22 protein-coding genes are annotated in these 24713 nt (G+C 55.3%); 7 read left to right on the forward strand and 15 right to left on the reverse strand.

Going from position 1 to position 24713, the window contains the following annotated elements:
• Window positions 1-152 precede the first annotated feature (152 nt).
• Entirely contained in the window at window positions 153-995 is an 843-nt protein-coding gene (locus PAECUDRAFT_RS24950) for a hypothetical protein (protein ID WP_006040047.1), read from the forward strand.
• Between the two features lie 402 nt (window positions 996-1397).
• Here PAECUDRAFT_RS24950 and murA read toward each other — a convergent pair whose 3' ends face one another.
• The 15 genes from murA to PAECUDRAFT_RS20510 all read right to left on the reverse strand — a co-directional run bounded on the left by murA (window position 1398) and on the right by PAECUDRAFT_RS20510 (window position 17714).
• The gene (gene murA, locus PAECUDRAFT_RS20440; protein WP_006040048.1) at window positions 1398-2792 is read right to left on the reverse strand and encodes a UDP-N-acetylglucosamine 1-carboxyvinyltransferase; all 1395 of its coding nucleotides are present in this window, start codon (window positions 2790-2792) and stop codon (window positions 1398-1400) included.
• 447 nt (window positions 2793-3239) lie between these two features.
• On the reverse strand, window positions 3240-3509 hold the full coding sequence (locus tag PAECUDRAFT_RS20445; RefSeq protein ID WP_006040049.1) for a DUF1146 family protein: 270 nt from the start codon (window positions 3507-3509) through the stop codon (window positions 3240-3242).
• 19 nt (window positions 3510-3528) lie between these two features.
• Window positions 3529-6438, reverse strand: coding sequence for a S8 family peptidase (locus tag PAECUDRAFT_RS20450; protein ID WP_006040050.1), 2910 nt, complete (start codon window positions 6436-6438; stop codon window positions 3529-3531).
• A 456-nt stretch (window positions 6439-6894) separates the two neighbouring features.
• Complete coding sequence (locus tag PAECUDRAFT_RS20455; RefSeq protein ID WP_006040051.1) at window positions 6895-8535, reverse strand: NADH-quinone oxidoreductase subunit N; 1641 nt, start codon at window positions 8533-8535, stop codon at window positions 6895-6897.
• Between the two features lie 4 nt (window positions 8536-8539).
• A complete protein-coding gene (locus PAECUDRAFT_RS20460; protein WP_006040052.1) occupies window positions 8540-10165 on the reverse strand; it encodes a complex I subunit 4 family protein in 1626 nt (541 codons plus the stop codon).
• Window positions 10162-12021, reverse strand: a complete 1860-nt coding sequence (gene nuoL, locus PAECUDRAFT_RS20465; RefSeq protein WP_006040053.1) for an NADH-quinone oxidoreductase subunit L — start codon at window positions 12019-12021, stop codon at window positions 10162-10164. Before nuoL ends, PAECUDRAFT_RS20460 begins: the two co-directional genes overlap by 4 nt.
• 7 nt (window positions 12022-12028) lie before the next feature.
• Window positions 12029-12331 (reverse strand): NADH-quinone oxidoreductase subunit NuoK, encoded by a 303-nt coding sequence (nuoK, locus tag PAECUDRAFT_RS20470; protein WP_006040054.1) that lies wholly within the window; start codon window positions 12329-12331, stop codon window positions 12029-12031.
• A gap of 1 nt (window position 12332) precedes the next feature.
• Window positions 12333-12854: an NADH-quinone oxidoreductase subunit J gene (locus PAECUDRAFT_RS20475; RefSeq protein WP_006040055.1), complete on the reverse strand. Its 522-nt coding sequence runs from the start codon at window positions 12852-12854 to the stop codon at window positions 12333-12335.
• Complete coding sequence (gene nuoI, locus PAECUDRAFT_RS20480; protein WP_006040056.1) at window positions 12855-13304, reverse strand: NADH-quinone oxidoreductase subunit NuoI; 450 nt, start codon at window positions 13302-13304, stop codon at window positions 12855-12857. It lies immediately after the preceding gene.
• A gap of 39 nt (window positions 13305-13343) precedes the next feature.
• The gene (gene nuoH / locus PAECUDRAFT_RS20485) at window positions 13344-14357 is read right to left on the reverse strand and encodes an NADH-quinone oxidoreductase subunit NuoH (RefSeq protein ID WP_006040057.1); all 1014 of its coding nucleotides are present in this window, start codon (window positions 14355-14357) and stop codon (window positions 13344-13346) included.
• A complete protein-coding gene (locus PAECUDRAFT_RS20490; protein ID WP_006040058.1) occupies window positions 14357-15463 on the reverse strand; it encodes an NADH-quinone oxidoreductase subunit D in 1107 nt (368 codons plus the stop codon). Before PAECUDRAFT_RS20490 ends, nuoH begins: the two co-directional genes overlap by 1 nt.
• 2 nt (window positions 15464-15465) lie before the next feature.
• Window positions 15466-16047 carry an NADH-quinone oxidoreductase subunit C gene (locus PAECUDRAFT_RS20495; RefSeq protein ID WP_006040059.1) on the reverse strand — a complete coding sequence of 194 codons (582 nt, stop codon included), beginning with the start codon at window positions 16045-16047 and terminating at the stop codon, window positions 15466-15468.
• A 3-nt stretch (window positions 16048-16050) separates the two neighbouring features.
• On the reverse strand, window positions 16051-16563 hold the full coding sequence (locus PAECUDRAFT_RS20500; RefSeq protein WP_006040060.1) for a NuoB/complex I 20 kDa subunit family protein: 513 nt from the start codon (window positions 16561-16563) through the stop codon (window positions 16051-16053).
• The gene (locus PAECUDRAFT_RS20505; protein ID WP_006040061.1) at window positions 16548-16919 is read right to left on the reverse strand and encodes an NADH-quinone oxidoreductase subunit A; all 372 of its coding nucleotides are present in this window, start codon (window positions 16917-16919) and stop codon (window positions 16548-16550) included. Before PAECUDRAFT_RS20505 ends, PAECUDRAFT_RS20500 begins: the two co-directional genes overlap by 16 nt.
• 321 nt (window positions 16920-17240) lie before the next feature.
• Complete coding sequence (locus PAECUDRAFT_RS20510; RefSeq protein WP_006040062.1) at window positions 17241-17714, reverse strand: Dps family protein; 474 nt, start codon at window positions 17712-17714, stop codon at window positions 17241-17243.
• A 123-nt stretch (window positions 17715-17837) separates the two neighbouring features.
• Here PAECUDRAFT_RS20510 and PAECUDRAFT_RS20515 point away from each other — a divergent pair, with 123 nt between their 5' ends.
• From PAECUDRAFT_RS20515 to PAECUDRAFT_RS20540, 6 genes are all read left to right on the forward strand, one after another.
• On the forward strand, window positions 17838-19601 hold the full coding sequence (locus tag PAECUDRAFT_RS20515) for a spore germination protein (RefSeq protein WP_006040063.1): 1764 nt from the start codon (window positions 17838-17840) through the stop codon (window positions 19599-19601).
• Window position 19602: 1 nt separating this feature from the next.
• A complete protein-coding gene (locus PAECUDRAFT_RS20520; RefSeq protein WP_006040064.1) occupies window positions 19603-20766 on the forward strand; it encodes a Ger(x)C family spore germination protein in 1164 nt (387 codons plus the stop codon).
• A gap of 257 nt (window positions 20767-21023) precedes the next feature.
• Window positions 21024-22139, forward strand: a complete 1116-nt coding sequence (locus PAECUDRAFT_RS20525; protein ID WP_006040066.1) for a GerAB/ArcD/ProY family transporter — start codon at window positions 21024-21026, stop codon at window positions 22137-22139.
• Window positions 22136-22363, forward strand: coding sequence for a hypothetical protein (locus PAECUDRAFT_RS20530; RefSeq protein ID WP_006040067.1), 228 nt, complete (start codon window positions 22136-22138; stop codon window positions 22361-22363). The genes PAECUDRAFT_RS20525 and PAECUDRAFT_RS20530 overlap by 4 nt, the downstream gene beginning before the upstream one ends.
• Window positions 22364-22397: 34 nt before the next feature.
• Complete coding sequence (locus PAECUDRAFT_RS20535; RefSeq protein ID WP_006040068.1) at window positions 22398-23540, forward strand: GerAB/ArcD/ProY family transporter; 1143 nt, start codon at window positions 22398-22400, stop codon at window positions 23538-23540.
• Complete coding sequence (locus PAECUDRAFT_RS20540; protein ID WP_006040069.1) at window positions 23527-24669, forward strand: GerAB/ArcD/ProY family transporter; 1143 nt, start codon at window positions 23527-23529, stop codon at window positions 24667-24669. Before PAECUDRAFT_RS20535 ends, PAECUDRAFT_RS20540 begins: the two co-directional genes overlap by 14 nt.
• Window positions 24670-24713 lie beyond the last annotated feature (44 nt).

Genomic DNA, 24713 nt, shown 5'->3' on the forward strand with positions numbered 1-24713 from the left:
TGCCCGCTCCACCTTCCCATTCCCCTATTCCTGCTCGTAAGTGAAGGTACCATAAGTTCGTGAACAGAACATGAACAGGCTTATTCATATTCCGTTCATCGTTGTGTGGTAGGATGTCGATTATCGAGTCAAAGAATGGAGTGGTCAATCCTATGAATAAACGTTGGTCGAACGGATTAAAAGCAGCAACGGCGCTGCTTCTCGCCTCTGCCTTGCTCGCTGCTTGCGGATCGAAGAACAGCGCCGATACGGCTGCAGCGAACGGGCAGCAAGGCGATTATGCGCAGCAGCAAGGACAAGGACAGGGGCAAGGGCAAGGCCGCCAAGGCGGCTTCCAAATGGCAGCCGCACCGAACCAGCCCGATCGGCAAGCCGATATGATGGCCAAAATTATCTCGATCAGCGGCACATCCGTTGTCGTTCAAGCCGCTGACCTGAGCGCTATGCCGCAGCGCGGCGGCAACGGCCAAGGCCGTCAAGCGCAGCAGGGCGAGGCCAATGGGCAGCCTCCTGCTGACGGACAAGCTCCGCAGGCTGATCCAAATTGGCAGCCTCCCGCTGACGGACAGGCGCCACAGGCTGATCCAAATTGGCAGCCTCCCGCTGACGGACAGGCGCCACAAGGCGACGCTAATGGGCAGCCCCCTGCTGACGGACAAGCTCCGCAGGGCGGCGGGAGACAGATGCCGAATCTGTTCACGGGCGAACAGCAGACCATCACAATTCCAGAGAGCGCGGCAATTTATAAGCTTGTGCGCGATGACCAAGGCACAATGAATTATGAGCAAATCAAATTGGCAGATTTAGCGGCCGACGATATCGTCAACATTTGGATCAAAACAGGAACAAAAGAGGCGGAATACGTGTCGCTGCGGGGAGGATTTGGCGGCGGCTTCGGAGGCGGCGGCTTTGGCCAGCGCCGCGGCAATGGCCAGCAAGGCGCTGACAATGGCAGCAGTAATGCCAATGCGGATGGGCAAGCAGTCGGGCAATAGGGAAGGTTTTTATTCCCTATTCCCTCAGACCGCCCGCCAACGGGGCAATAGGGAAGATTTCTATTCCCTATTCCCCCAGACTACCCGCCAGCGGGGCAATAGGGAAGATTTCTATTCCCTATTCCTTCAGGCTGCTCGCCAGCGGGGCAATAGGGAAGGTTTCTATTCCCTATTCCCCCAGACTACCCGCCAGCGGGGCAATAGGGAAGGTTTCTATTCCCTATTCCTTCAGGCTGCTCGCCAGTGGGGCAATAGGAAAGGTTTCTATTCCCTATTCCTTCAGGCTGCTCGCCAGCGGGGCAATAGGGAAGATTTCTATTCCCTATTCCCCCAGACTACCCGCCAGCGGGGCTGCCCCAAAACAAAAAAAGGCGATGCAGCATTCTGCATCGCCTTCCTTTATTACGCCCACGTAGGCTGGACGTTCATCATCGCTACTTCTTTCTCACGTTTGAACGGCACAGCCTCCACCACGGTTACAACCGCTGGCTCTTGTGAAGCTACCGGAGCTACCGCAGCAGCGGGTGCCGGAGCTACTGCCGAGTCAACCCGTTCGATCTGCGCGCCAAGCGCAGCAAGTTTACCCGCAATATTCACATATCCGCGATCGATATGATGCGTACCCGTAATTTCCGATTCCCCATCAGCCACCAATGCCGCGCAAATCAGTGCAGCGCCAGCGCGAAGATCCGTCGCGCATACTTTCGCACCGGACAGCGGCGCCCCGCCTGTAATAATAGCCGCGCGGCCGTCCACCTTGATCTGAGCGTTCATCTTCGCGAACTCTTCCACGTGCATGAAGCGATTCTCGAAGATTGTTTCCGTCACGACGCTCGTACCATCAGAGACGAGCAGAAGCGACATCATTTGGGATTGCATATCGGTTGGGAAGCCCGGATAAGGCAGCGTCTTCACGTCAACGGACTTCAGCGGTTTGTCAGCTGTTACACGCACGCCGTTGTCTGTCGCCACGATAGATACGCCCATCTCCTGCAGCTTCGAAATAACAGGAGCAAGATGGTCAGCAATGACGCCTTCGATAAATACATCTCCGCCCGTAATCGCAGTCGCAATCATGTAAGTACCCGCTTCTACGCGGTCAGGAATAACCGTATGACGAACGCCTTGCAGCCGCTCCACGCCTTCAATGCGAATGACGTCCGTGCCCGCTCCGCGCACATGAGCGCCCATCGCGTTCAAGTAATTCGCCAGATCGACGATTTCCGGCTCCTTCGCCGCGTTCTCGATCGTCGTCGTGCCTTCTGCCAGCGAAGCTGCCATCATGATGTTCTCAGTTGCGCCTACGCTTGCAACATCGAGATAAATTTTGGCGCCCTTCAATCGGCCGTTCACCTTCGACTCAATGAAGCCCTGACCAAGCGTGATCTCGGCGCCCATTGCCTCGAAGCCCTTTAAATGCTGGTCAATCGCCCGCATGCCAATCGCGCATCCGCCAGGCAATGAAATGCGTACCTGTCCGGTACGCGCGAGCAACGGACCCATCACGAGAATGGATGCGCGCATTTTGCGTACCAGCTCGCTTGGCGGCTCATTCGCCGTTAAGCGGTTTGCCCGAATGATCATCGTTTCTGGGCCCTGCTGGACATCCGCTCCCAGCGATGCGATTACTTCCCGGATCGTCAGCACATCGTCGAGGAGGGGAACGTCGGCGATGACGCTTTCTCCTTCGCTTGCAAGCACTGAGGCTGCAAGAATGGGAAGTACTGCATTTTTGGCACCATGAATCCGAACCGTACCCGACAGCCGTCGGCCTCCGCGGACGATAATTTTGCTCATGTTATGAATTCCCTCCGCACGCTGCATTTTTGTTCTCTGCCGCTTCTTCTTTTATTTAAACGTCTATAGCTGCGTATTCGACTTCGATTAATTACGGTGTATAACGGCTGCCTTACTTCCCGATGCTAGTCGGGACGAGCGTCTTCAACATGCCGTCTTGTAGATGGTAATTAGTTCCAACTCTGCCGCTCAATAGTCGTTTACTCCAACCTTCATATTACCATTCCTCTACACGAATCGACAAGCGTTATTTTGTTCCGGCGCCTGCCTTTGCTATTTGCCTCCGCAATGTGCGAAAGCCCGCCATTTCGCGTTTTCCGGGCGATAATCGAAAGCTGTTTCGCCTGCCAAAACGTACCTTTTTGACAACCGTTTTCATACTATTCGACTCGAGTTGCATTTTTCGTTCCGTCATGTATTACCCATTGTTGACACGTTTCGCAAATGTTATTCGACAAATCCCTTCAGCATCGTCGTCCACTGCACGTAATCCAGTATAAAAGATGCGAAGGAATGGCCGATCACGGTTGCCAGAATAAGCAGCAGCAACCGGGCTTTCGGGCTTCGCGGATTACGGAAAAGCGTCTCGAGCTTTAGCTCTTGCAGCGCAAACCAAGCCAACAGAATGCTAAGGATCACGACCACGATTGAAAGCAGGCCATTAATCCCGTAGCTCAGTTGAATATCTTCCATATTCATCGGTAAAATTCCCTTCATTCATTAGGTCCTCTGTCGACTAATGTCGGATGCGATAGAGCATCGCAGCAAACTCGGCACGACTCGCCGATTGCCCCGGCATAAACCGATTATCAGCATAGCCGCCAATCATATGCTTCGCAAGCATCGCCGTCAGCATCGGCGCAGCCCAATTGTCCGCTGCCACGTCGCGGAACGGCGGCTGCTGCGTTCTGACCGGACGCACGCCTGCAGCCTGACCGAGCATAACGGCCATCTCTGCGCGCGTCAATAGCTGGTCTGGCCCGAAGCGATTGTCTGGATAGCCGTTCATATACCCTGCGCCTACTGCCGCAGCCACGGCCCCAAAGGCCCAGTGCCGCGACGGCACATCGCGAAAATCAATCTTTGCCGGCTCTGCTTTCGATGCAAAAGCGCGAACGAGCAGCGCTGCGCCTTCCGCACGGGTAATGGCGCGATCAGGCGCGAAGCGATAGTCCGAATACCCGGAGAGAATGCCCTCCTTGGTTAACGACGCTATTGCGGTTTCCGCCCAATGACCGTCAATATCTCGGTATCCGGCCACTAATGGCGCTGTCTTAACCTTAAACCGATAGTATTGCGAGTCAAACGGCGCATCCGAGGTGAGTTTGAACGTGTACTGCCCTTGGTTCAATAACAGACCCGCCGACAGTTGGGCATGGCCCGCAACGGATTTGATCGTCTTCACCTTCGCTTGGCGCTTATCGTATACCGTTACCGTCATTGTCCGTCCCGACGGAATGCCGCTAAGCGCCAATGACGCGTAGCTTTGCCGATCCAATCGAAGCTGGAACCAATCCTCATCCGAAGACTTATCGATTACGCCTACGTATTCCGTACCCGACCGCATGACGGTTGAAGCATACGATTTGTCATTGGGTTCGTTCGGATCATCATATTTGCTCACGACTTCCATCCGCAGGCTATAGGTTCCGACAACGGGACTCGCGTCCGAAGCCGCCGCATTGAATACCCGAATATAGTACTTGCCTGGCGTGACGGTGATGAGCGGCGATTGCTCCTGCTCCCCGTCGCCGTTATCGTCATACGATACCAGCTGCTGGCCCGCCCGTTGAACAGCTAAGCTAGGATCAATGCGCACCGTATCGGTCGAGAGTTGCAACCGAAGCGTCCCGCTGCGCTGAAAATCGACGACGAACCAGTCGCGATCGCCCTGCTTATCGAATGTCCCTGCAATCACTTGCGATCTTGCCTGCAATACGGATGCCTCATAGGACTTGTCATTGCTCTCGTATGGATCGGAATAAATTCGAAAATCCGAGGTCAGCAAATACGGCAGCTTATCCGTCCGTGTCCGGTCATAAAGCTGCAATTCAATATAGTTGCGTCCCTTCTTAACCTTCCACTCCACCGTCGTATTCCCCAGCTTCGCATCCTGCGAGCTAGCGGCACGGTCGCCCGCATACATCGTCAAGCGCACGGGCGGCATCGTCGTATTCGGGCCGTTCAAGCCTTGCAATTGGATGGAGAGCGTTCCGTCGTACGGCGCGTCGATCACATACCAATCCTTATCCTTGCCGCCCGTTAGCTGCGCTGAGAGGCGTGTCGGCACGGGAAATCTGGCAGCGCGATCACGCGAATCATTCGGCTCATACGCGTCGACCTTCAAGCTTCCCGTCACCGCACGATTCACCTGCAGCAAACCATAGCCCGATTGCTCATCCACGCCGTCTGCCCCGATATCCTTCGCCGTCTGGCGCAGCAGCTCGCGCACCTGATATGGCTTATAGGACGGATGCATCGCCAGCACCAATGCGGCAGCAGCAGCTACCTGCGGCGATGCCATAGAGGTACCTTCCTCGTATTTGTAGCCGCCTCCTACTGCAGTCGTAAATACATCCCACGGGGCTGCGAGGTCAACCTCCGGTCCCGCGCTAGAACGCGGCTCCGGCTTGCCGCTTGGCATAACGCCCCCTACCGCTAGAACGGTTGGATATGCCGCCGGATACTTTACTGCCGCTTTGTTGCCGAGCTGCTCCCCGTCATTGCCGCTTGCCGCCACCAGCAGGACGCCTTTGCCTTCCGCATACTGTGCGATATCCCGCATGTACGGCGAGTAGCGATAGAGCCCGACGGACAATACGACGATGCGAGCCCCTTTGCGCACCGCATACAAAATCGCCTCGCCCAGTTTGCTCTCATCGCCTGATCCGTTTTCGTCCAGCGCCTTGATCGGCATAATTTTGGCGCGCCATAGCAGCCCTGTCACGCCTACTCCATTATTGCCGACAGCAGACAAGACGCCTGCCACGCTCGTTCCATGACCATTGTCGTCCTCCGGCGGCGTTCCCGGCCGGACGAGGTTTACCCCCTCGACCAGATTGCCCTTCAGATCAGGGTGATCCAAATCAACACCCGTATCGACGAGCGCAATCGTCATGCTGGTTTGGTCATGGACCGTTGCCCATGCCTGCTTGGCGCCAATCAGATCGAGATAACGCTGTTTCGCTAAATTCGGATCGTTCGCCTGGCCCGGAGCTGCCGTCGCTCCAAGCGCATGCACCGCTGCGTTCGGCACGACGTAGGAAACATCCTCATTCCCGCGAAGCATCTCCAGCCACTTGGCCACATCAACCGCGTTCGCATCCGCGGGTGCGATCACATCGACTGGCGGCTCTACCTGCCGCTGAATAAGAACAGTGTCAGGCAGCCGTTTCGCGCTCGATGCGTCCTTCCAACGAAGCAGCCAGCTTGTTGCTGGCAGGCTCGCTTCATCGCTCTTGCTGCCCTTCGCGTTCGCAGCTTCGTCAGCGGCAACAGCTGCTGCTGCCGATTGGGATGCTTCAGGCGCAGCGGCGCTGAACAGGCCGACCAGCAGTGAAACAGCCAGCAGCCCAAAAAGAATGGCGCGAAATCTCGGTTTCTTTTGCCCATATCCGCGGTTGTCACCGTCTATGCCTTGCCCCATATGCTGGATCTCCATTGAGATTCGTGTCTGTGTACGCTTCTGATTCCACATGTGACCTCGTCCTTAGTCAAGTCCACGGCCGGTTATCGACCATTGCAGTGTCTACAAGGTTAAACGCCTTCCCCCACCTATAGTTTCGATCCATCCGCATATTTTCCTTGCTGATAAAGAAATAATGACTTTCGCCCTATCCGTCCGTTTCTATAGCCGAAAAATGACCGGTCTTTCCGAGTTCCGCACGCGGCGATTTTCTCTATGAAGCACCGCGCGGACGACGACTCCCCCTCCGCTTTCCTACATGGCAAATTCCGCCTTACTCTATCCATATGGCCGATGTCGGCGTCCCAATCCTAATTCTGAGTAAACTTGTCCAGCTGCGCTAAAAAACGCCCGACCGAGCGGCTGTAAGCCGCATCGATCAGGCGTTGAATGATCGCGACGGAGATTTGCCCTCCGCTATTGCATGTAAACGAACAAATCGCCAGCTAGCGTGAATACGTGCTCGAAAGCTTCCATCAGCCCGTTCGGATAGACGCCCAGCGCAAGCGTTGCCAGCGTACACAACCAAATGGCGGCGCCTGTCGCTGTCGGCACCTTCACCGCTTCGCTGCCGGAGGAACGCATGAACATCTGGCGCACGATACCGAAATAGACAGCGTAGGAGACGACGCTCGTCGCAACCATAACCGCAACCAGCCAGTATGCATGCGTGCTTGCTGCGCCAAACAAGATAAACAGCTTGCCGAAGAATCCTCCTGATACGGGAAGCCCGGCCAAGGAAAGCACAAGCGCAATCATCGCCCCTGCCGTCCACGGCGCTCGGTAATACAGCCCTTCGAAGGCGCGCAGCTCGATGACCCGCTCTCCCGTGCCTCCTACAATAGATACCACTGCGAAAGCACCGATGTTCATAAACAAGTACGCCGCGGCATAAAAGTACAGCTCCGCTGCATTATTCGTATGCACCCCGTAGAAGGATAACCCGATCGGGACGAGCAGATAACCGGCATTAGCCACGCCAGATAGGGCCAGCAGTCGCTTCACGTTCCGTTGGCCAAGCGCGCTGACTGTGCCGACAACCATGGCGCAAGCCGCGATAACGAGTACGGCGCGGAACATCGTCGTGCCGATCTTGCCATGTACGCCGCCCGCCGAATAGACGAGATTGTAAAACAACCGGAGCAAGGCTGCGACTGCCGCTGTCTTCGTGACAACAGCGAGCAAGGCGCTGATCGGCGTCGGCGCTCCGTCGTATACATCAGGCGCCCAGGCATGGAAGGGCGCTGCGGCGATTTTGATCCCGAAGCCCGCCAGCAGGAAGAAGAACGCTACAATCAGCAGCTCTTCGAAGGAAGCCTTGACCTGCAGCAGCCCGAAGGCGATCTCACCGATATTCGTCGAGCCTGTCAGCCCGTAAATATAGGACATGCCGAACAAAATTAGCGCGGACGAAATGCCGCCGGTCACGACATATTTGAATGCCGCTTCCGCTGGCTTCGCTGAATAGGTCTGCGCGCCCGTGCCGTCTGACGACGCAGCCGATGCGAATGCCGCAGACTGTGCAGTAAGTGCCGAGCGGCTCCGCAAGCCTACCAGAATATAAGTGGACATGCTCAGCAGCTCGAGGCCTACGTACAGCGTTACGAGGTCGCCGGTCGAGACCATGATCATCGCCCCTGCCGCAGCAGGCAGCAGCAAATAATAATATTCGCCTAAGTGCGCTACGCGCTCGGACGCCCCCTGCTTCATTGCGCCGAGGCTCCACAGCACGATAAGCGCAGTAGCCGCCAGAAGAAGAAGCTTCAGCATAGAGCCGAAATCATCCATCCGGTAGCTGTCATGCAAAATGCTAATCGTCTGCTTCGCCTGTTCTCCCCCGTCAGTGCTGTTGCGTTCTACTAAACGCCAGACGAGACTTGCGGCCGACCCCAGCAGGCTTGCCAACGACAGCCAGCCGATGACCGCGCGATCGAATCGTCTAGGCAGCACAAGATCCACAATGATCAGCAGCGCCATCATCGCCAGGAGGATAAGCTCGGGAGCCATATATCCGGCATCCGCCCATGTCATGGGCAGCAACGTATGTTCAGCAGCCATGCCTTTATCCCCCTACCCTCATGTTGATGTGATGCAGAAGCGGATCGAAGCCGTGCTTCATCAGCTCCGTCAGGAACGACGGATAGATGCCAAGCAGCAGAACGAACGCAAGCAGGACGACAATGGGCAGCGCCTCAATGAACCGCGCATCCTTCATGCTCCCGTACTTGGCTGGAAGCTCTCCGAACGTTATCCCCATTATGGCTCGCAGCACATATGCGGCCGTGAGGATGATCCCCAGCAGCGCGATGGAAACGATCACTTTGTGCGTATCGAACAGCCCCAAGAGCGCAAGCAGCTCTCCAACGAAGCCAGACAGCCCGGGCAAGCCGAGCGAAGCCAATCCCCCGGCGAGCAATGCGCCCGCCATGAACGGCGCTGCCTTGGCTAAGCCGCCAAGCTCATCGATGCGCGACGTCCCCGTTCGTTCGTAGAAGCTGCCGATAAGGAGAAACAGCAGCGCAGAGATGAGGCCATGCGATACGAGCTGGAATACCGCGCCCTGCATACCGATGACATGAAGCGAAGCGAGGCCCAGCAGCACAATACCCATATGGCTGAGCGAAGAATAGGCGAGCATGCTTCGCAGCTCCTGCTGCCGATAGGCGATGACCGCGCCATAAAGCAGGTTGATCAGGCCCAGCACCGCCAGCGTTGGCGCGAACCGTTCCGCTTGCTCCGGGAACAGGAAGAAGCCGAAGCGGATAAGCCCGTAAGCGCCCATTTTGAGCAAGATGCCCGAATGAATCATCACGACTGGCGCCGGCGCTTCACGGTGGACGCTCAGCATCCAGCTATGGAACGGGAAGATCGGCAGCTTGATGCCGAATGCAATTAGCAGGAGAACGAATAATGCCGTTTCCATCCCATTAGACAAGTAGAACGGATTCACATTGCCTGCCGCCACTTGATTAACGACAGCCTGCGGGTCGCTCAGATTCGCAAGAATGGTTTCGTAGCTGCCGCTGTAGCTGAACACCGCACCGCCGCCCTGGGTGTCGCCAATCGAGAAGCCAGCTGTCATCACCACGATTGCGAACACGATGAGCATAACGGCTGAACCGAGCCCGTTGTAGATCAGGAATCGGGTAGCCGCCTTCTCGCGGTTAAACAGCCCCCAGATGCCAATGAGGAACAGCATCGGAATTAAGGTGATTTCGAAAAAGATGAAAAACAGGAATAAGTCCCGGGCCAAGAAAACGCCCAGCATCCCGCATTCCAGCACGAGCAGCCAGATGTAGTACGCCTTCCACCGCTTTCGGATCGTGACAGAGGCGAGCGCCGCCATCGCCGTGATGACGGTCGCCAGCAGTACGAGCGGCAGCGACAGCCCGTCAATGCCGAGCCGATAATCCAGATGCAGCCCATAAGACGCCGCGCCGCCGCCAAGCCCTGCTTGATCGAGCGGGATGTTCACCCATGCGGCGTACTCCTCGAAGGAATCGCCAACCCGGTTCGCGTCAAAGTCCGCATATAACCACAATGTCAGAGCCAAAGGCAGCAGCGTCGCAATAATGGCGGTGATCCGCAGCAGACGCGCACGTTGCTTTGGCATGGCCAACAGTACGGCTGCGCCGGCAAGCGGGGAGAAGACGATAAGCGATAAAATCGGCCAATCCGGGATCATCATGACCACAGCCTCCTTCCCGCCAGCACGACGATGAGCACAAGCAGGCCAATGACGGCTGCCAGCCCGTAGGTCTGCACTTGGCCATTTTGCAGGCGAGCCGTTCCGCGGCCAAGCGCGGACACACCGAATGCAGCCAGCTGGACAAGCCCATCGACGACATAGCGGTCAAATAGCTGTACGCAAGAGCCCAGCAGGCGATATGGCTTCACGATCAAATGAGTATATAGCGCATCGAGGCCGTAGCCGTTCTCGAGCAGCCTTCTCGCGCTTGGCATGGCGTCCAGCGCAGCGGAGAGCCGTATCGTCCGCTTCACGTAGGCAAGCCAGCCGATATAAAGGCCGAGTAAAGCGACTGCGGCACCGATTATCGGCACAGTATAGCCGTCTGCTGCATGTGCAGGCGCTTCATCGCCAAGCAGCCATTGGCTAAGCCCGTCATACCATGGCGTCTCGACAAATCCCGCTCCAAGCGCCAGCACCGCTAATGCGAGCATCGGAATCGTCATGACCGCTGGCGATTCGTGCGCCGCCTCGGATATCGCGCTCGGTTTGCCCGCGAAAACGCGGAAGAACAGCCTAGCCATATACAAGGCCGTCAACAAGGCGCCCAGCAGGCCTGCCGCGAACAGCGCGGGATTGCTGTCGAGCGCTGCCGCGAGAATCGTATCCTTGGACCAGAAGCCTGCAAATGGCGGAATGCCGGACAGCGCCAGCGCCCCGACGCCGAACAGCAGCGCGGTCAATCGCATGCGGCCGCCCAATCCGCCCAGCTCTCGAATGTCCTGCGTTTTGGTCGCATGAATGATGCTTCCTGCGCCTAAGAACAGCAGCGCTTTGAAGAATGCATGCGTCATGAGATGGAAGATCGCGCCTGTCAGCGAGCCGACGCCAAGCGCCATCATCATGTAGCCAAGCTGGCTGATGGTGGAGTAGGCCAGGATGCGTTTCACATCATGCTGGACGAGCGCGATCGATGCGGCAAACAGCGCAGTGAAGGCGCCTATGTAAGCTACTGTATCCATGGCAACAGCCGATGCTTCAAATAGAACGAATGTCCGTGCGATCAAGAACACGCCTGCCGCTACCATAGTGGCCGCATGGATAAGCGCACTGATCGGCGTCGGGCCTTCCATCGCATCAGGCAGCCAGACATGCAGCGGGAATTGGCCCGATTTGCCGATTGCGCCCATAAAGACGAGAAGCGCGATCAGCGTTGTAATTTGGGCGTCCACCGCGCCTGACTGGCCTTGAAACACGTTCTGGATGCCGACGAAGTCAAGCGCATGGTTCGGCATATACCAGAAGAGCAGCAGCACTGCCAGCAGCAGACCGGCATCGCCAATGCGCGTAACGATGAACGCTTTCTTCGCAGCGGCTTTCGCTTCCGGCTTATGGTACCAAAAGCCCACCAACAGGAAGGAGCAAACGCCGACCAGCTCCCAGAACAGGTACAGCATCAGCATGTTATCCGCCAGCACGAGCCCCATCATGGCGAAGACGAACAGCGACACGTAGCCATAGAAGACGGTCAGCCGCTCATCATCTCTCATATAGCCAGCGGAATACATGCACACGAGGAAGCTGACGATCGACACGATAACGAGCATGAGTGAGGTCAGATGGTTGACGTCAAAGCCAATGGAGAGCGATAAATCGCCGATTTTGATCCAATTGATCCGATCCCGATACTCGACGCCCTCCACCATGACGAGAACGGATAGCGCAAGGGAGCCAAGCGTCCCGATCGAGGCAATGATGGGCGCCGAGCGCCGGAAGCTGCGCCCTAATGCCGTCAGTACGAGGAAGGCGGCTAACGGGAACACCGGAATGAGCCAAGCTGCTTGTGAATATGCCATTGTCTGCTCACCCCCTCAGCTCATCGATTTCATCCGTCTTAATCGTCCCGCGCGCTCGGAACAGCGCCACCAGCACCGCAACGCCCACCGCCGCTTCTGCAGCGGCTACCGCGATCGTGAACAGCGCGAACATTTGGCCGCTTAGCGACGGCACAACGCCATATTTGGAGAAGGCGACTAAATTCAAATTGACGGCATTGAGCATCAGTTCAATCGATAAGAGCACGATAATCGCATTCCGCTTCGCCAGCGCCCCATATAAGCCGATGCAAAACAGAATAGCTGCGATTGTCAAATAAGATCCGAGCATTCTAGTCCGCCTCCTTCCTCGCCAGCACGATCGCCCCGATGAATGCAACCGTCAGCAGCACGGAGACAAGCTCGAACGGTACGATGTATCCATGGAACAGGAGCTCGCCAATCGCTAGCGTATTGTCAGCCGCAGGCGGCGGCGCCGCGCCTGACGTATCCGTAAAATCCGCTGCCTGAATGACGAAGAACAGCAGGCCGAACAACGCGATCGCCGCTACAGCCGCAAGCGTTTCGCGCAGCGGCTTTACCGATTCGCCGGACGCCTCCTGATGGTTCGTCATCATGATGCCGAATATCATCAAAATAGAGACCGCCCCCGCATAGATCAGCACCTGCACGAAAGCAAGAAACTCCGCATCCAACATAATGAACATGCCGCCAACGCCCAAGAAGACGGCTGCCAGCGACAACACCATATGCACGACCTTCGTGAAGCTGACCATAAGCACCGAACCGGTGATCATCAATACCGAGAGCACGAAGAACGCGACAAATTCACCGTTCCAGTCGATGCTGCCCATTCATTTGGCTCCCCCCTTCTGCGGTGCTCCTATATTGTTATTGTCCTCGCGAACGCGCGTATCGTTATCCGTCAGCCATTGCTTATCCTTGAAGAGCTCGTCACGACTGTACGAAGCCAGCTCAAAATTGCCGGTCATGACGATCGCTTCCGTCGGACACACCTCTGTGCACAGATCGCATAGGATGCAAATTTCAAAATTAAGATCAAACGTGTCGATGACTTTGCCTTTTTTATCGGGATCAGGATTGGGCTTGCCGGTCAGCGTAATGCAATCCGTCGGGCAAATGCGCACGCACTGGTTGCAAACGATGCATAGATCCGGTTCAAAATGCTGAATACCCCTGTATCGCTCCGGCATAAAGTATGGCGCGTCGGGGTATGAGGTCGTTACCTTCGGGGCGGTCATCGCTTTGAGCGTGACGCCCATGCCTTTGAAAATCCCTTTCATCCGATGCCCTCCTCCATTGTCGGGTAGGTGCAATTCTTGCTAGCGCTGAAACAGCTCGATAAACACCGCCGTGACGAATACATTGGCCAGCGACAGCGGGAGCAGCACCTTCCAGCCCAGTCCCATCAGCTGATCGACGCGGATACGCGGCAATGTCGCCCGCAGCCAGAACAAGAAAAAAACGATAAACGCAAACTTCAGCCCGAACCAGATAATGCCCGGCACAAAATCAAGAAATGGCGCTGGCGCATGCCAGCCGCCGAGAAACAGCGTCGTCGCAAGCCCCGCAATCGCATAGACGTATACATATTCCGTCAGCATGAAGAACGCGAAGCGGAAGCCGCTGTACTCGACATGGTAGCCTGCTACCAGCTCCGATTCCGCCTCCGGCAGATCGAACGGCGTCCGATTCAGCTCCGACACCGCCGCTACGATGAAGACGGCGAAGCCGATAATCTGGGGCAGGAAGTTCCAGTCCCAGAACCAGCCGCCGGATTGCCCGTCTACGATGCCCCGCAAATTGAGCGTTCCGCTCATCATGACAACGCCCGTCACCGAGATGACGAGCGGCACCTCATAGCTGATCATTTGCGCAGCCGAGCGCATCCCGCCGAGCAGCGCGTACTTGTTGTTGGACGCCCAGCCGCCAAGCACGATCGCGAGCGTGGAAATGCCGGACAACGCGACATAATAGAGCAGCCCGACGTTAAGGTCAGCGAAATAAAGCTTCTGCGTGTACGGGATAACGGCCAGCACGGCAAACGAAGGAACGAAGGCCAGCACTGGCGCGAACATGAACAGCGCCCGGTCGGCTTTGCGAGGAATCGTATCTTCCTTGATGAGCAGCTTCAAGATATCGGCAACGGACTGCAGAAGGCCGAGCGGGCCTACCCGATTCGGTCCGATTCGATACTGCATCCAGCCGATGACTTTGCGCTCGAAATAGATGGCATACGTTACAAAACCAAGCACGGCGAGCATCAGCACGACGCCCCAGAGGAAGATGATCAAGGCTGTGCTCCAGGTCATAGGCGAAGCAAGCAGCGAGCCCATTAGCAGTCGACCTCCCCGACGACAATGTCGATGCCGCCCAGTATCGTAATCAGGTTCGTCATCGTTTCGCCGACGAGCAGCTTCGGCAAAATTTGAAGGTTCACGAACGAAGGCCGCCGGAACTTGAGCCGATAGGGCTCCGCCTTGCCTTTGGACACGATATGGCAGCCGATCTCCCCGCGGGGCGACTCGATGCTCACGTAAATTTCGCCCGCTGGCGGCCGAATGGCGCGCGGCACCTTGCCCATCGTCTCGCCGCCTTCAGGAAACTGCTCCAACGCCTGCCGCAGAATGCGCAGGCTCTGCCGGATTTCTTCTAATCGCAGCACATAACGGTCATAACAATCGCCGTTTGTGCCGACGGGCACGTCAAATTCGAACCGGTCGTACAAGCTGTACGGCTCCTTGCGCCGCAGATCCCATTGCACGCCGGTGCAGCGAAGATTGGCGCCAGATAAGCCGAAGCTGATGGCTGTTTCGGCATCATAACGGCCGACGCCGCGAATACGCGCGAGAAATATTTCGTTGCCTGACACGAGGCGGTCATACTCCTCGAGCTTCTGCTCCATGTAAGGGATGAACTCGCGCACCTTATCCAGCCAGCCGGGCGGCGCATCCCATTTTACCCCGCCGACTCGCATATAGTTGTAAGTCAGCCTAGCGCCGCACAGCTCGTTGAACAGCTGGACAATCGTCTCCCTGTCGCGGAAAGCATACAAAAACGGGCTCATCGCGCCGATGTCGAGCAGATACGTTCCCCACCAGACGAGGTGGCTGGCGACGCGCTGAAGTTCCATTACGATCAACCGCAGAAACTCTGCCCGCTCCGGCACCTCCAGGCCCATCATCTTCTCTACCGCATGGCAGAGCACGTAGTTGTTCGTCATCGCCGACACGTAGTCCATTCGATCGGTATAGGGAATGATTTGCGTAAAATTGAGATTCTCCGCAAGCTTCTCCGTCCCGCGGTGCAAATAGCCCATCACAGGGATGGCTTCCTTAATGACCTCGCCATCCAGCTTTACAATAATGCGAAACACGCCGTGCGTGCTCGGATGCTGCGGACCAACGTTCAACAGCAGCTCTTCGGTTCGAATGGCGCCCATCGCTACACCTCCGGATCTAACGGCTCGTAGTCTTTGCGCAGGGGGTAGCCCACCCAGTCATCCGGCATCATAATGCGGCGCATATCGGGATGCCCCTTAAATTGGACGCCCAGCAGATCATAAATCTCGCGTTCGTTCCAATTGGCCGTCTCCCAGACGGGCGTCACGGAATCTACGATCGGATCCTGGCGATCAGCACGCGATTTGATCGTGTAATTCTCGCCCGTTTCCAGATTAACCAGATGATAAACCACTTCCAGATGCGTCTCGTAGTCCACGCCTGACACATTGCGCAGATAGCGACAGCTAAGCGACGCGTGCTCCTTGAACAGCTCCGCCGTCCGCAGCAAATATTCCGGCCGGACAACAAGGGTTGGCGCCTCTGAGCCCAGCTCATTCACATAAGCCTCTTCAATCGCTTCCTCGCCTATCGCTTCGCGGACAAGCGCTACCGCCTCGTCGAGCAGCGGCTGAAGCGGGGAGGCCGGTTTGGGCTCGGCCGGAGGCCCGTCAGCTTCAGCCGACACCGCCGAAGCGTCCGCTCTTGGACGCCTCGGCTTTTCGATTGGCGTATCTTCGTTCATCCTTTAATTCACCTGCTTCCCGGTTTTGGCTTCGTAGCGGATTTTCTCCTGCAGCTTGTTAATGCCATAGATCAGCGCCGCCGGGCTAGGCGGGCAGCCTGGAATATACACGTCGACCGGCACGATCTGGTCGACTCCTTTAATCACGGCATACGATTTCACATATGGGCCGCCAGCAGTTGCGCAGGAGCCCATCGCAATGACCCACTTCGGCTCCGGCATTTGATCATATAGGCGGCGAAGAAGCGGCCCCATCTTTTTCGTCACAGTGCCCGCTACAATCATGACATCCGCTTGGCGCGGAGACGTACGGAACATCACCCCGAATCGATCCAAATCATAATGGGAAGCTCCCGTTCCCATCATCTCAATCGCACAGCAAGCAAGGCCGAACGTAAGCGGCCATAAGGAATTGCTGCGCGCCCACGCTTTCACCTGCTCCAATGTGCCGAGAAACACATTGCGCTCCAGCTCCAACCGTTCTTCTTGCGAAATCCAGTCTAAACGGAATTCCATGTCAGCACCTTCTTTTTCCAGGCATAGGCAAGTCCAAGAACGAGCATGCCAGCGAAGATCAGCATCTCCACCAGCGCAAAAAGGCCGAGCTTCCCGTAAGCAACGGCCCAAGGATATAAGAAAACGGTTTCCACATCAAAGATGACGAACATGAGGGCGAAGTGATAATAGCGGATATTAAACCGTACTTGTCCCTCTCCTACCGGCTCGTTGCCGCTCTCGTAGGTCATCTCCTTCGGTTCAGTCGGCTTATGCGGCCGGAGCAAGCGCCCTACCGTCAATGCAACAGCCGGAAGCAAAATACCAAGCAGCAGGAAGATCACGACGACAACATACTGGTTCAAAACATGATTCACCCAATCGCCTCCATTAGCCCTTGCAGGGAACATTACGAACACGATGTACTGGACAAATTTACCTCATAATTATAACAAATGCTACCACAAGCGTCTATGCTGCCGTTGCAGCGCTGCTATGCAGCGTTACTGCCGCCTTCGTCGGCCCGCAGCCAAGCGACGCCTTATGCTGTTATGCCTATTCGCCTCTCGGACGATCTATGCAAGCTCTATGCAAGCAGAAGCAGCTTCCTTCAGCAAGCTCTCCTACGAAAAGGAGGAGCATGCCCCGTTCCGCTTGCGCGGACGGGATGCCCCTCCCTCTTCCTGCTTTGGCTGGCGTTAGCCAAGAAAAGCCTTCAGCATCCACAAATGCTTCTGAACCGCTTCGCGCTTCGTAACGAGCAAATCCGCGGTCGGGCCATCGCTTGCCGCTTCTGCCGCCTCCACCCCTTGCTGCAGCCGATCCGCTATGCCCGACAAATCGCTGGCCAACGTGCGAACCATGCCCGTCGCATCCTCATTGCCCGCTGCTTCAGCTATGGCCGACTGCTCCAGATACTTCTTCATCGTCGATGTCGGCTTGCCGCCTAGCGCAAGGATGCGTTCGGCCACCTCGTCGACGAATGCCGCCGCCTCTGTGTACAGCTCCTCGAACTTCGCATGCAGCGTATAGAAATTCGGCCCCTTCACATGCCAATGATAATCATGAAGCTTCACGTACAGTACGCTCCAATCCGCTAGCTGGCTATTGAGCGCTGCAATGACGCCCCCGCTGTTCCCTACCTTCGTTGCTGTCATCGTTTCGTTTGCCACGTTGTCCTCTACTCCCTTCGTATTGTTCGTTCCTGAACGAATTTAGCATTTTATACAAATCGATGGATTATTCAGCTGGAAAAATGAACAAAATAACCGCAAATCAGGAAAGGGGTGCTCCCGATGTCCAATCCAAAAGACGAACGAAGCCTGCAACCGGACACCGGAGCCCCGCCTGGATCCTCCGAACCGGCGCCAGGCCAGCAGCCCCCGCAGGGGGAGCAGGCCCAGACTCAGCAGGCTGCGGGGAGTACGGTGAACAGCGCAACAGGGGCTGCGAACAGCACAGCTGGAGGCGCAGCAGCTCCTGCCCCTGCTCCCCCGTCTGCCCCTGCTGGCAATGGCATTCAAGCTCAGCCGACGCCGAGCGTCCAGCAGGTGCTGGATCACCAGCGCGAGCTGCTTGCTAAGCCGATTGCCGGCAAGCTTGCTGCCGATATCGACGTGATGCGCCAAATTTACTCGGATTGCTCGGATGTGATCATACATGAGTTTGATGTACGAGAGGGCCCGGCTGTTGCTGTCATCTATCTTGATGGCCTATGTGATACCAAAGAGATTGATCTTCATATTCTGAACCCGCTTCAGCATACTGGCACATCCGGAGCAGCGGATAAGGGCGCGATCGTGAAATGCGTAACCCTATCTTCCATGCTAGAGGTCTCAAGCATGCAGGACGCCACTGACAAAATCGGCTATGGCAACGTCCTCTTATTTATAAATGGCGAAACCTCTGCGCTCGTCTACTCGCTTATGCATCTGACGCTGCGTTCGATTGAAGAGCCGCAGGCGGAGACGGTCGTCCGCGGGCCTCGCGAGGGCTTCGTCGAGAACATTCAAACCAATATTTCGCTGCTTCGCCGCAGAATTCATTCGCCTGCCATGAAGATGAAGAGCGTTTATATCGGGCGCTATACGAAAACGGCAACCGTCATTGCCTATATCGAGGGCATCACGGACCCTAATCTGGTCAAGGAAATGGAGCAGCGCTTATCTGTTATCGATATCGATGGTTTCATGGACTCTTCGCATATTGAGGAATGGGTGGAGGACAATCCCTTTTCCCCCTTCCCCCAACTCATGTCGACGGAACGTCCAGATGTCGTCACTGCCCACTTATTAGAAGGGAAAATCGTCGTGTTTACCGACGGGTCGCCGGTAGCATTGATAGCTCCAGCGCTGCTCATGAGCATGATGCAATCGCCGGAGGACTTTTACCAGCGTTCGCTTGTCGCAACCTTCATCCGCTGGCTGCGCATGCTTTTCTCGTTCATCACGGTATTCGGCCCATCGCTTTACGTTGCCGTGCTGTCGTACCACCAAGAAATGATTCCAACGACGCTATTGCTGACCATCGCCAGATCGCGGGAGCAAATCCCGTTCCCTGCGCTTGTAGAGGCGCTGCTCATGGAAATCACCTTCGAGGCGCTGCGCGAAGCGGGCATACGGCTGCCTCGCCAAGTCGGCTCTGCCGTCAGTATCGTAGGCGCGCTCGTGATCGGCCAAGCTGCCATCGCTGCTGGCATCGTCTCATCGCCGATGGTAATGGTCGTAGCCGTCACGGCCGTGTCCTCGTTCCTCATTCCGAATTACGCGCTTGGCATCGCCATTCGATTCATTCGGTTTCCGATTATGCTCTGCGCGGGCTTTCTTGGACTCTACGGCATCGTGCTGGCCGCACTTGTGATCCTGCTTCACTTAATGACGCTGCGTTCATTCGGCGTACCTTATCTGTCGCCGATCGCGCCGGTCCAGTCGAGCCAATTCAAGGACACGCTCATTCGGGCTAACCGGTGGCATATGAAAACACGTCCGCATTTGACCGGTTCCTTCTTCAACCGAATCCGCTCGCGTGCTGATCTATACAAATCAAGGAGGAACTACTGACATGTTTCCTTTCATCCGCCTTGCGCCTGCGCTGCTCCTGTCTGCTGTCCTGCTCACTGGCTGCTGGGACCGAACGGAGATCAACGACTTAGCTATCGTCACTGCTGCAGGCATGGACTTGGCGGATGATGGAAAAATCAAGCTATCCGTTCAGATCTTCGTACCTAGCGCATCTACTTCGGATCCCACGTCCTCCGCTTTCACGGGAGGAAGCAACCAAACGATCGTACGGTCAGCAATCGGGCTTAATCTCGCTGATGCGACTGCGCGATTGCAAGAAACATTATCAAGGCGAGTGTTCTGGGGACAAGCCGACGTCTTCATCTTCGGACAAAAGCTTGCCGAGCGAGGCATTAATGAACCGATGGACTTCCTCACGCGCCATCCTCACCCTCGCGAGCGCGCGAACCTGTTCGTCAGTGAAGGAGAGGCCACAGAGGTGCTCGAGCTGCGCACGCCGACAGAGCGCAACACGGCGGAGTTGCTGCGCGAGATGGCGATCCTGCAATCCGGTCTGAATATAACGATGCTGCAAGCGGTCGAAGAGCTGTCAGAGGAAGCGCACACCGCGGTTATTCCAATGGTCGTCGTAAAAAAACGCGACAAGACCATGGTGCCTTTTATCGGCGGCACGGTCGCGTTTAAGGACTTGAAGGCAGCTGACAAGCTAGACACCATGCAAACGCGAGGGCTGCAGTGGCTCCGTAACGAAATCAAAACGGCAACCATCACTGCGCCAGTCCCGCCAAGCGGCGATTTTGCTTCCGTCTATATTTTTAAAGCGAGCTCGAATCTTGTTCCATCCATCAAGAACGGCAAGTGGTCGATCAACGTTCATATCAAAGCAATCGGCAACTTGAATGAAACGGCTGACGGCATCGATGTAACCAAGGAACCGACCATTAAGAAGCTTCAACAGATTTTCCAAGCTGCACTGCAAAAACGGATCGACGAATCGGTACGCAAGGCTCAGCAAAACAGAACCGATTATCTCGGCTTCGCGGAGCAATTTCATCGCCACTACCCGAAGCAATGGCGTAAAGCCAAAGCGAACTGGGATGAGCGCTTCCCAGAGGTTACGGTCACTTATGACATTAAGCTGACCATTGCTCGCAACGGCTTGACAGGAAAAAATACGGCGCTGCAGCGCAGTGAGAAGCCATGACGACTTTTTTATTTCTTTTTGCTCTTGGATTCTGCATCGTTGCATTCAGTTGGTTCGAATGGCCTTCTTTGCCGGATCTCCGAACCAAAACGACTTTCGCTACGATCATTTTCCTCACCTACGGATTAACGGTCGCCATCACATTAAAACCCGAGCTGCCTGGGCCTTTCCAATTGTACGAGCACTTACTAGCTCCGTTAGTAAGCGATTGGATGAAGTCTTAGCCAGCTCTGCTCACGGAGAGGAGACTTCGGCTTATGGAAAAAGGACGCATATCTGCAGCGCAGCTATCGATTCTTGCGTTCATGTCCGTCTTGGCGACATCCCTGCTAGCCGCCCCCGGGATCGTCGCGGGTGCGGCTCACCAAGATATGTGGCTGTCTCCTTTATGGGCGTCCAGCGTGGGCTTTCTCGTCATGTGGATGCTAGTGAAGCTTAACCAGCTGCACCCGAATGAAACGCTGATTCAATATGCCGTCACCTTGCTCGGCCGTCCAATCGGCAAGCTTGTCGGCGGGTTCTACCTCTTCTTCACCATCTATACGACGAGCAGCGTTCTGCGCCAGTTTACTGACTTTGTAAAATTGACCTTCCTGCTCAAAACGCCTTCTTTCGTCATTTCGAGCAGTATGGCGCTCATCTGCGCGTTATGCGTCAGAGGCGGTATCGAAATGGTTGGCCGGCTTCCCATGCTGCTGCTTCCATTCATTGCAGCATTTATTCTGATGATCTACATGCCAAGCATTTTTGAGCTGAAGATGAGCAAATTTCAGCCCTTTCTAGGTGATGGAGTCCCTCCTTCCTTAATCGGCGCGTTCAAGCTGATGTCTTGGCTGCCCGGCTTTACGTTCACAAGCTACTACTTGCCCTACGTCGCAAACAAACGGCATATGCTTCGCTGGGCTTGTCTGTCCGTTGCGCTGTTTACTTCGGTGATGTGCATCACCTTCGTGATCATATATGCGGTCTTAGGTTCCGCAACAGCGAATTACGCCTATCCCTTCATGGTCATCGCGCGTTTCGTGAGCTTTACTGAATTTTTCGAGCATCTCGAATCGATTGTGATGATGATTTGGACGCTCGAGATTGTGATACGAATTTCGTTCGGCATATACGGCACATCCCTCGGACTCGCCCAGTGGCTTAATCTACCCGATTACAAGCCGGTTGTTATTCCTCTGGGCATGCTGCTCGTCTTATTCAGCTATTGGGGCATATCGAATTCGTACTTTGTTTCCTCGCCGCAAATGATTTTGTTTTATTTGCTTTTTGGACTTGTCATTCCCGCAGTGCTGCTTGGAGTCGGTCTTATCCGCCATCGAATATTGCGCCCAGCCGCCAGCGGCTTGGAAGGAGGTAAGCCTGCGACATGAATATCTCATTGAACAGCTTGTTTGCGCTGGTCGTTGCCGGAATTGCGATGGTCGCCTACGATTGGCGCAGCATGAAGGACATTCGGACCAAAGCGGTCTATCTTGTGCTGTTCGGCTGCGGCTTCACGCTCTCCGTTACGCTGCTTTTTTATCCGGAGCTGCCTGGTCCTTCCGATTTGCTGCGGCCCATTTTCGCCCCGGCTGCTAAGCTGCTTTTGAAATAGGTTTGCAAAATAATGAGAGAGGAGGTCGGCGGGGATGATGGAGAAAGGCAAAATAAGCGCAGCCCAGCTGGCATGCATGATGTATCTGTCGCTTCAAGCTACGGCCACGCTGGCTTCGCCTGCGCTAGTTTACGGCATTTCTCAGAACGACATGTACCTTACGCCATTGTTAGGCTGCCTGGGCGGCTTCCTGACCGTTTATATTGCGATGTTCCTCCAACGGCAGTATCCCGGCCAGACGCTCGTCCAATATAGCGAATCGATACTCGGCCCATGGCTCGGCAAGCTGGCCAGTCTCTCTTTTCTGCTCGTATGCCTGTTGATGAATGCCTATCAGCTTCGCCAGTTTTCAGAGCTGATGAATCTTGCCTTCATGGCCCTTTCGCCTCCTGCCGTATTCTCCTGCACCATGGTGCTCGTCGGATCAATTGCCGTTCGGCTTGGCGTCGAGATTATAGGCAGGCTGTCGCTGCTGTTTACGCCTATCATTGTCGTTATCGTTGTCATTCTCGTGCTGCCGCTCATACAGGGCATGGAGCCCGATCAATTGCTGCCTTTTCTGGATAAAGGGGTTATGCCGGTTGTTAAAGGAGCTGCCATTCTGCAAATTTGGTTTCCGCTTTTCATTTATTCCGCCATGTTCTTGCCCTATGTATCGAATATCAACAAGGCTGCTCGATGGTTATCGTACTCCGTTTGCTGGGCAACTCTCACATTCATCATTACGTTCTTCTACGTGATCATGTCGATCGGGGCCGCCACCCAGCTGTTTTCCTATCCATTCCTGCTGCTCAGCCGATACGTCGTCATCGCGAGCTTCATGACGCATTTGGATTCATTAATTATGATCATGTGGGTGCTTGACGTGTTTATACGTACGATTGTCATGTACTACGCTGCTGCTTCTGGCATAGCCCAATTATGCAAGCTGCCGTCCTACAAACCGCTTATTTTGCCGATCGGCTTGTGGATCGTCATTCTGTCCTTCTGGTCCGTACCCGATATCTCCACCTTTAACGAGAACATCGGAAAGCTGCTTATTTTCGTTTATAGCTATGCCCATCTTGTCATCCCAATCATCCTGTACGTTGCGGCGTTGCTCAGGAAGATGACCGCGTCCAACAAGCAGCCGCCCGCAACGAACAACCAAGGAGTGCAACCGAATGGAACAAGGTAAAATATCTAGCGCCCAGGTAGCCTGCCTGTTTTTTATGGCGACATTATCTACATCCATGCTCACAGGACCTTCTTTCATCTTCAACCTTGCCGGTCGTGACATGTGGCTATCCGCCATTCTCTCGCCGCTTGTTGGGATACCGCTCATATTCATCATCATTTTCCTGCATAAGCTATTTCCCGGCCAAACGATCATTCAGTATAATCGTACCCTGCTCGGCAAAGTCATAGGCACGCCGCTCAGCCTGCTGTTCCTGTTTAACCTGCTCATTCTCAACGGCATCCAGACCAGACAGTTTTTCGACTTCATGTCGCAAAATTATTTCACTAAAACGCCTGGCATCCTTTTTGCCGCAAGCATGACGCTTATCGGAGCCATTGCCATTCGCTGCGGGGTCGAAATCATCTGCCGGATTGCCATGCTGCTGACGCCGCTTATTATTTTGATCGTATTCGCGATCATCCTGCCGCTTACGAAGGAGATTGATCTTAATCGACTGCTTCCCATAATGGAAAACGGGTTTGTTCCTGTGGCCAAAGGCACGTTCGCGCTGCAGACCTGGTTTTCGATGTATGCCTATATGTCATTTTTTCTGCCCTTTGTTTCGAATGCGAAGCGTCTCTTTCATTGGGGCTTTATGGCTGCCCTTTGGACGGCTGCTACTTTCTTAAGCGCCTTCGTCTATATCATCGGCACACTTGGCGAAGCGGTACCCAACTACATGTACCCCTTCATGATTCTTAGCCGTTATGTAGAGATATTCGAATTTATCGAGCACTTGGATTCCTTACTTATGCTATTTTGGGTGCTGGATGTTTTTTTGAGAACCTGCATGACCTATTTCGCTATCACAGCCGGCTTTGCCCAATTGTTCGGCACCGCCAATATACGCGCGATTGTGATGCCTGTCGGCCTGCTGATCCTTTGTTTTTCTTTCTGGTCGATACCTGATTTGACCGCATTCCGGTCTATGACCTCTACTTACACGCTTTCCTACGTTGTTATGAACATGATATATCCCTGCCTGCTCCTTGCTATTGCCGTATTGCGAGGGTTTCGCCCCCCGGCCTCCGATTCTAACGCGAACGATCATGCGCTAGGCACAACGGGGGCGAACGCTCCTTCCTAACACAAAAAAACCGCAGGCCTCTCTTCATCGAGAGACTTGCGGTT

It is taken from the genome of Paenibacillus curdlanolyticus YK9, from assembly GCF_000179615.1.
In the GTDB taxonomy this organism is placed as follows: Bacteria; Bacillota; Bacilli; order Paenibacillales; family Paenibacillaceae; genus Paenibacillus_T; species Paenibacillus_T curdlanolyticus.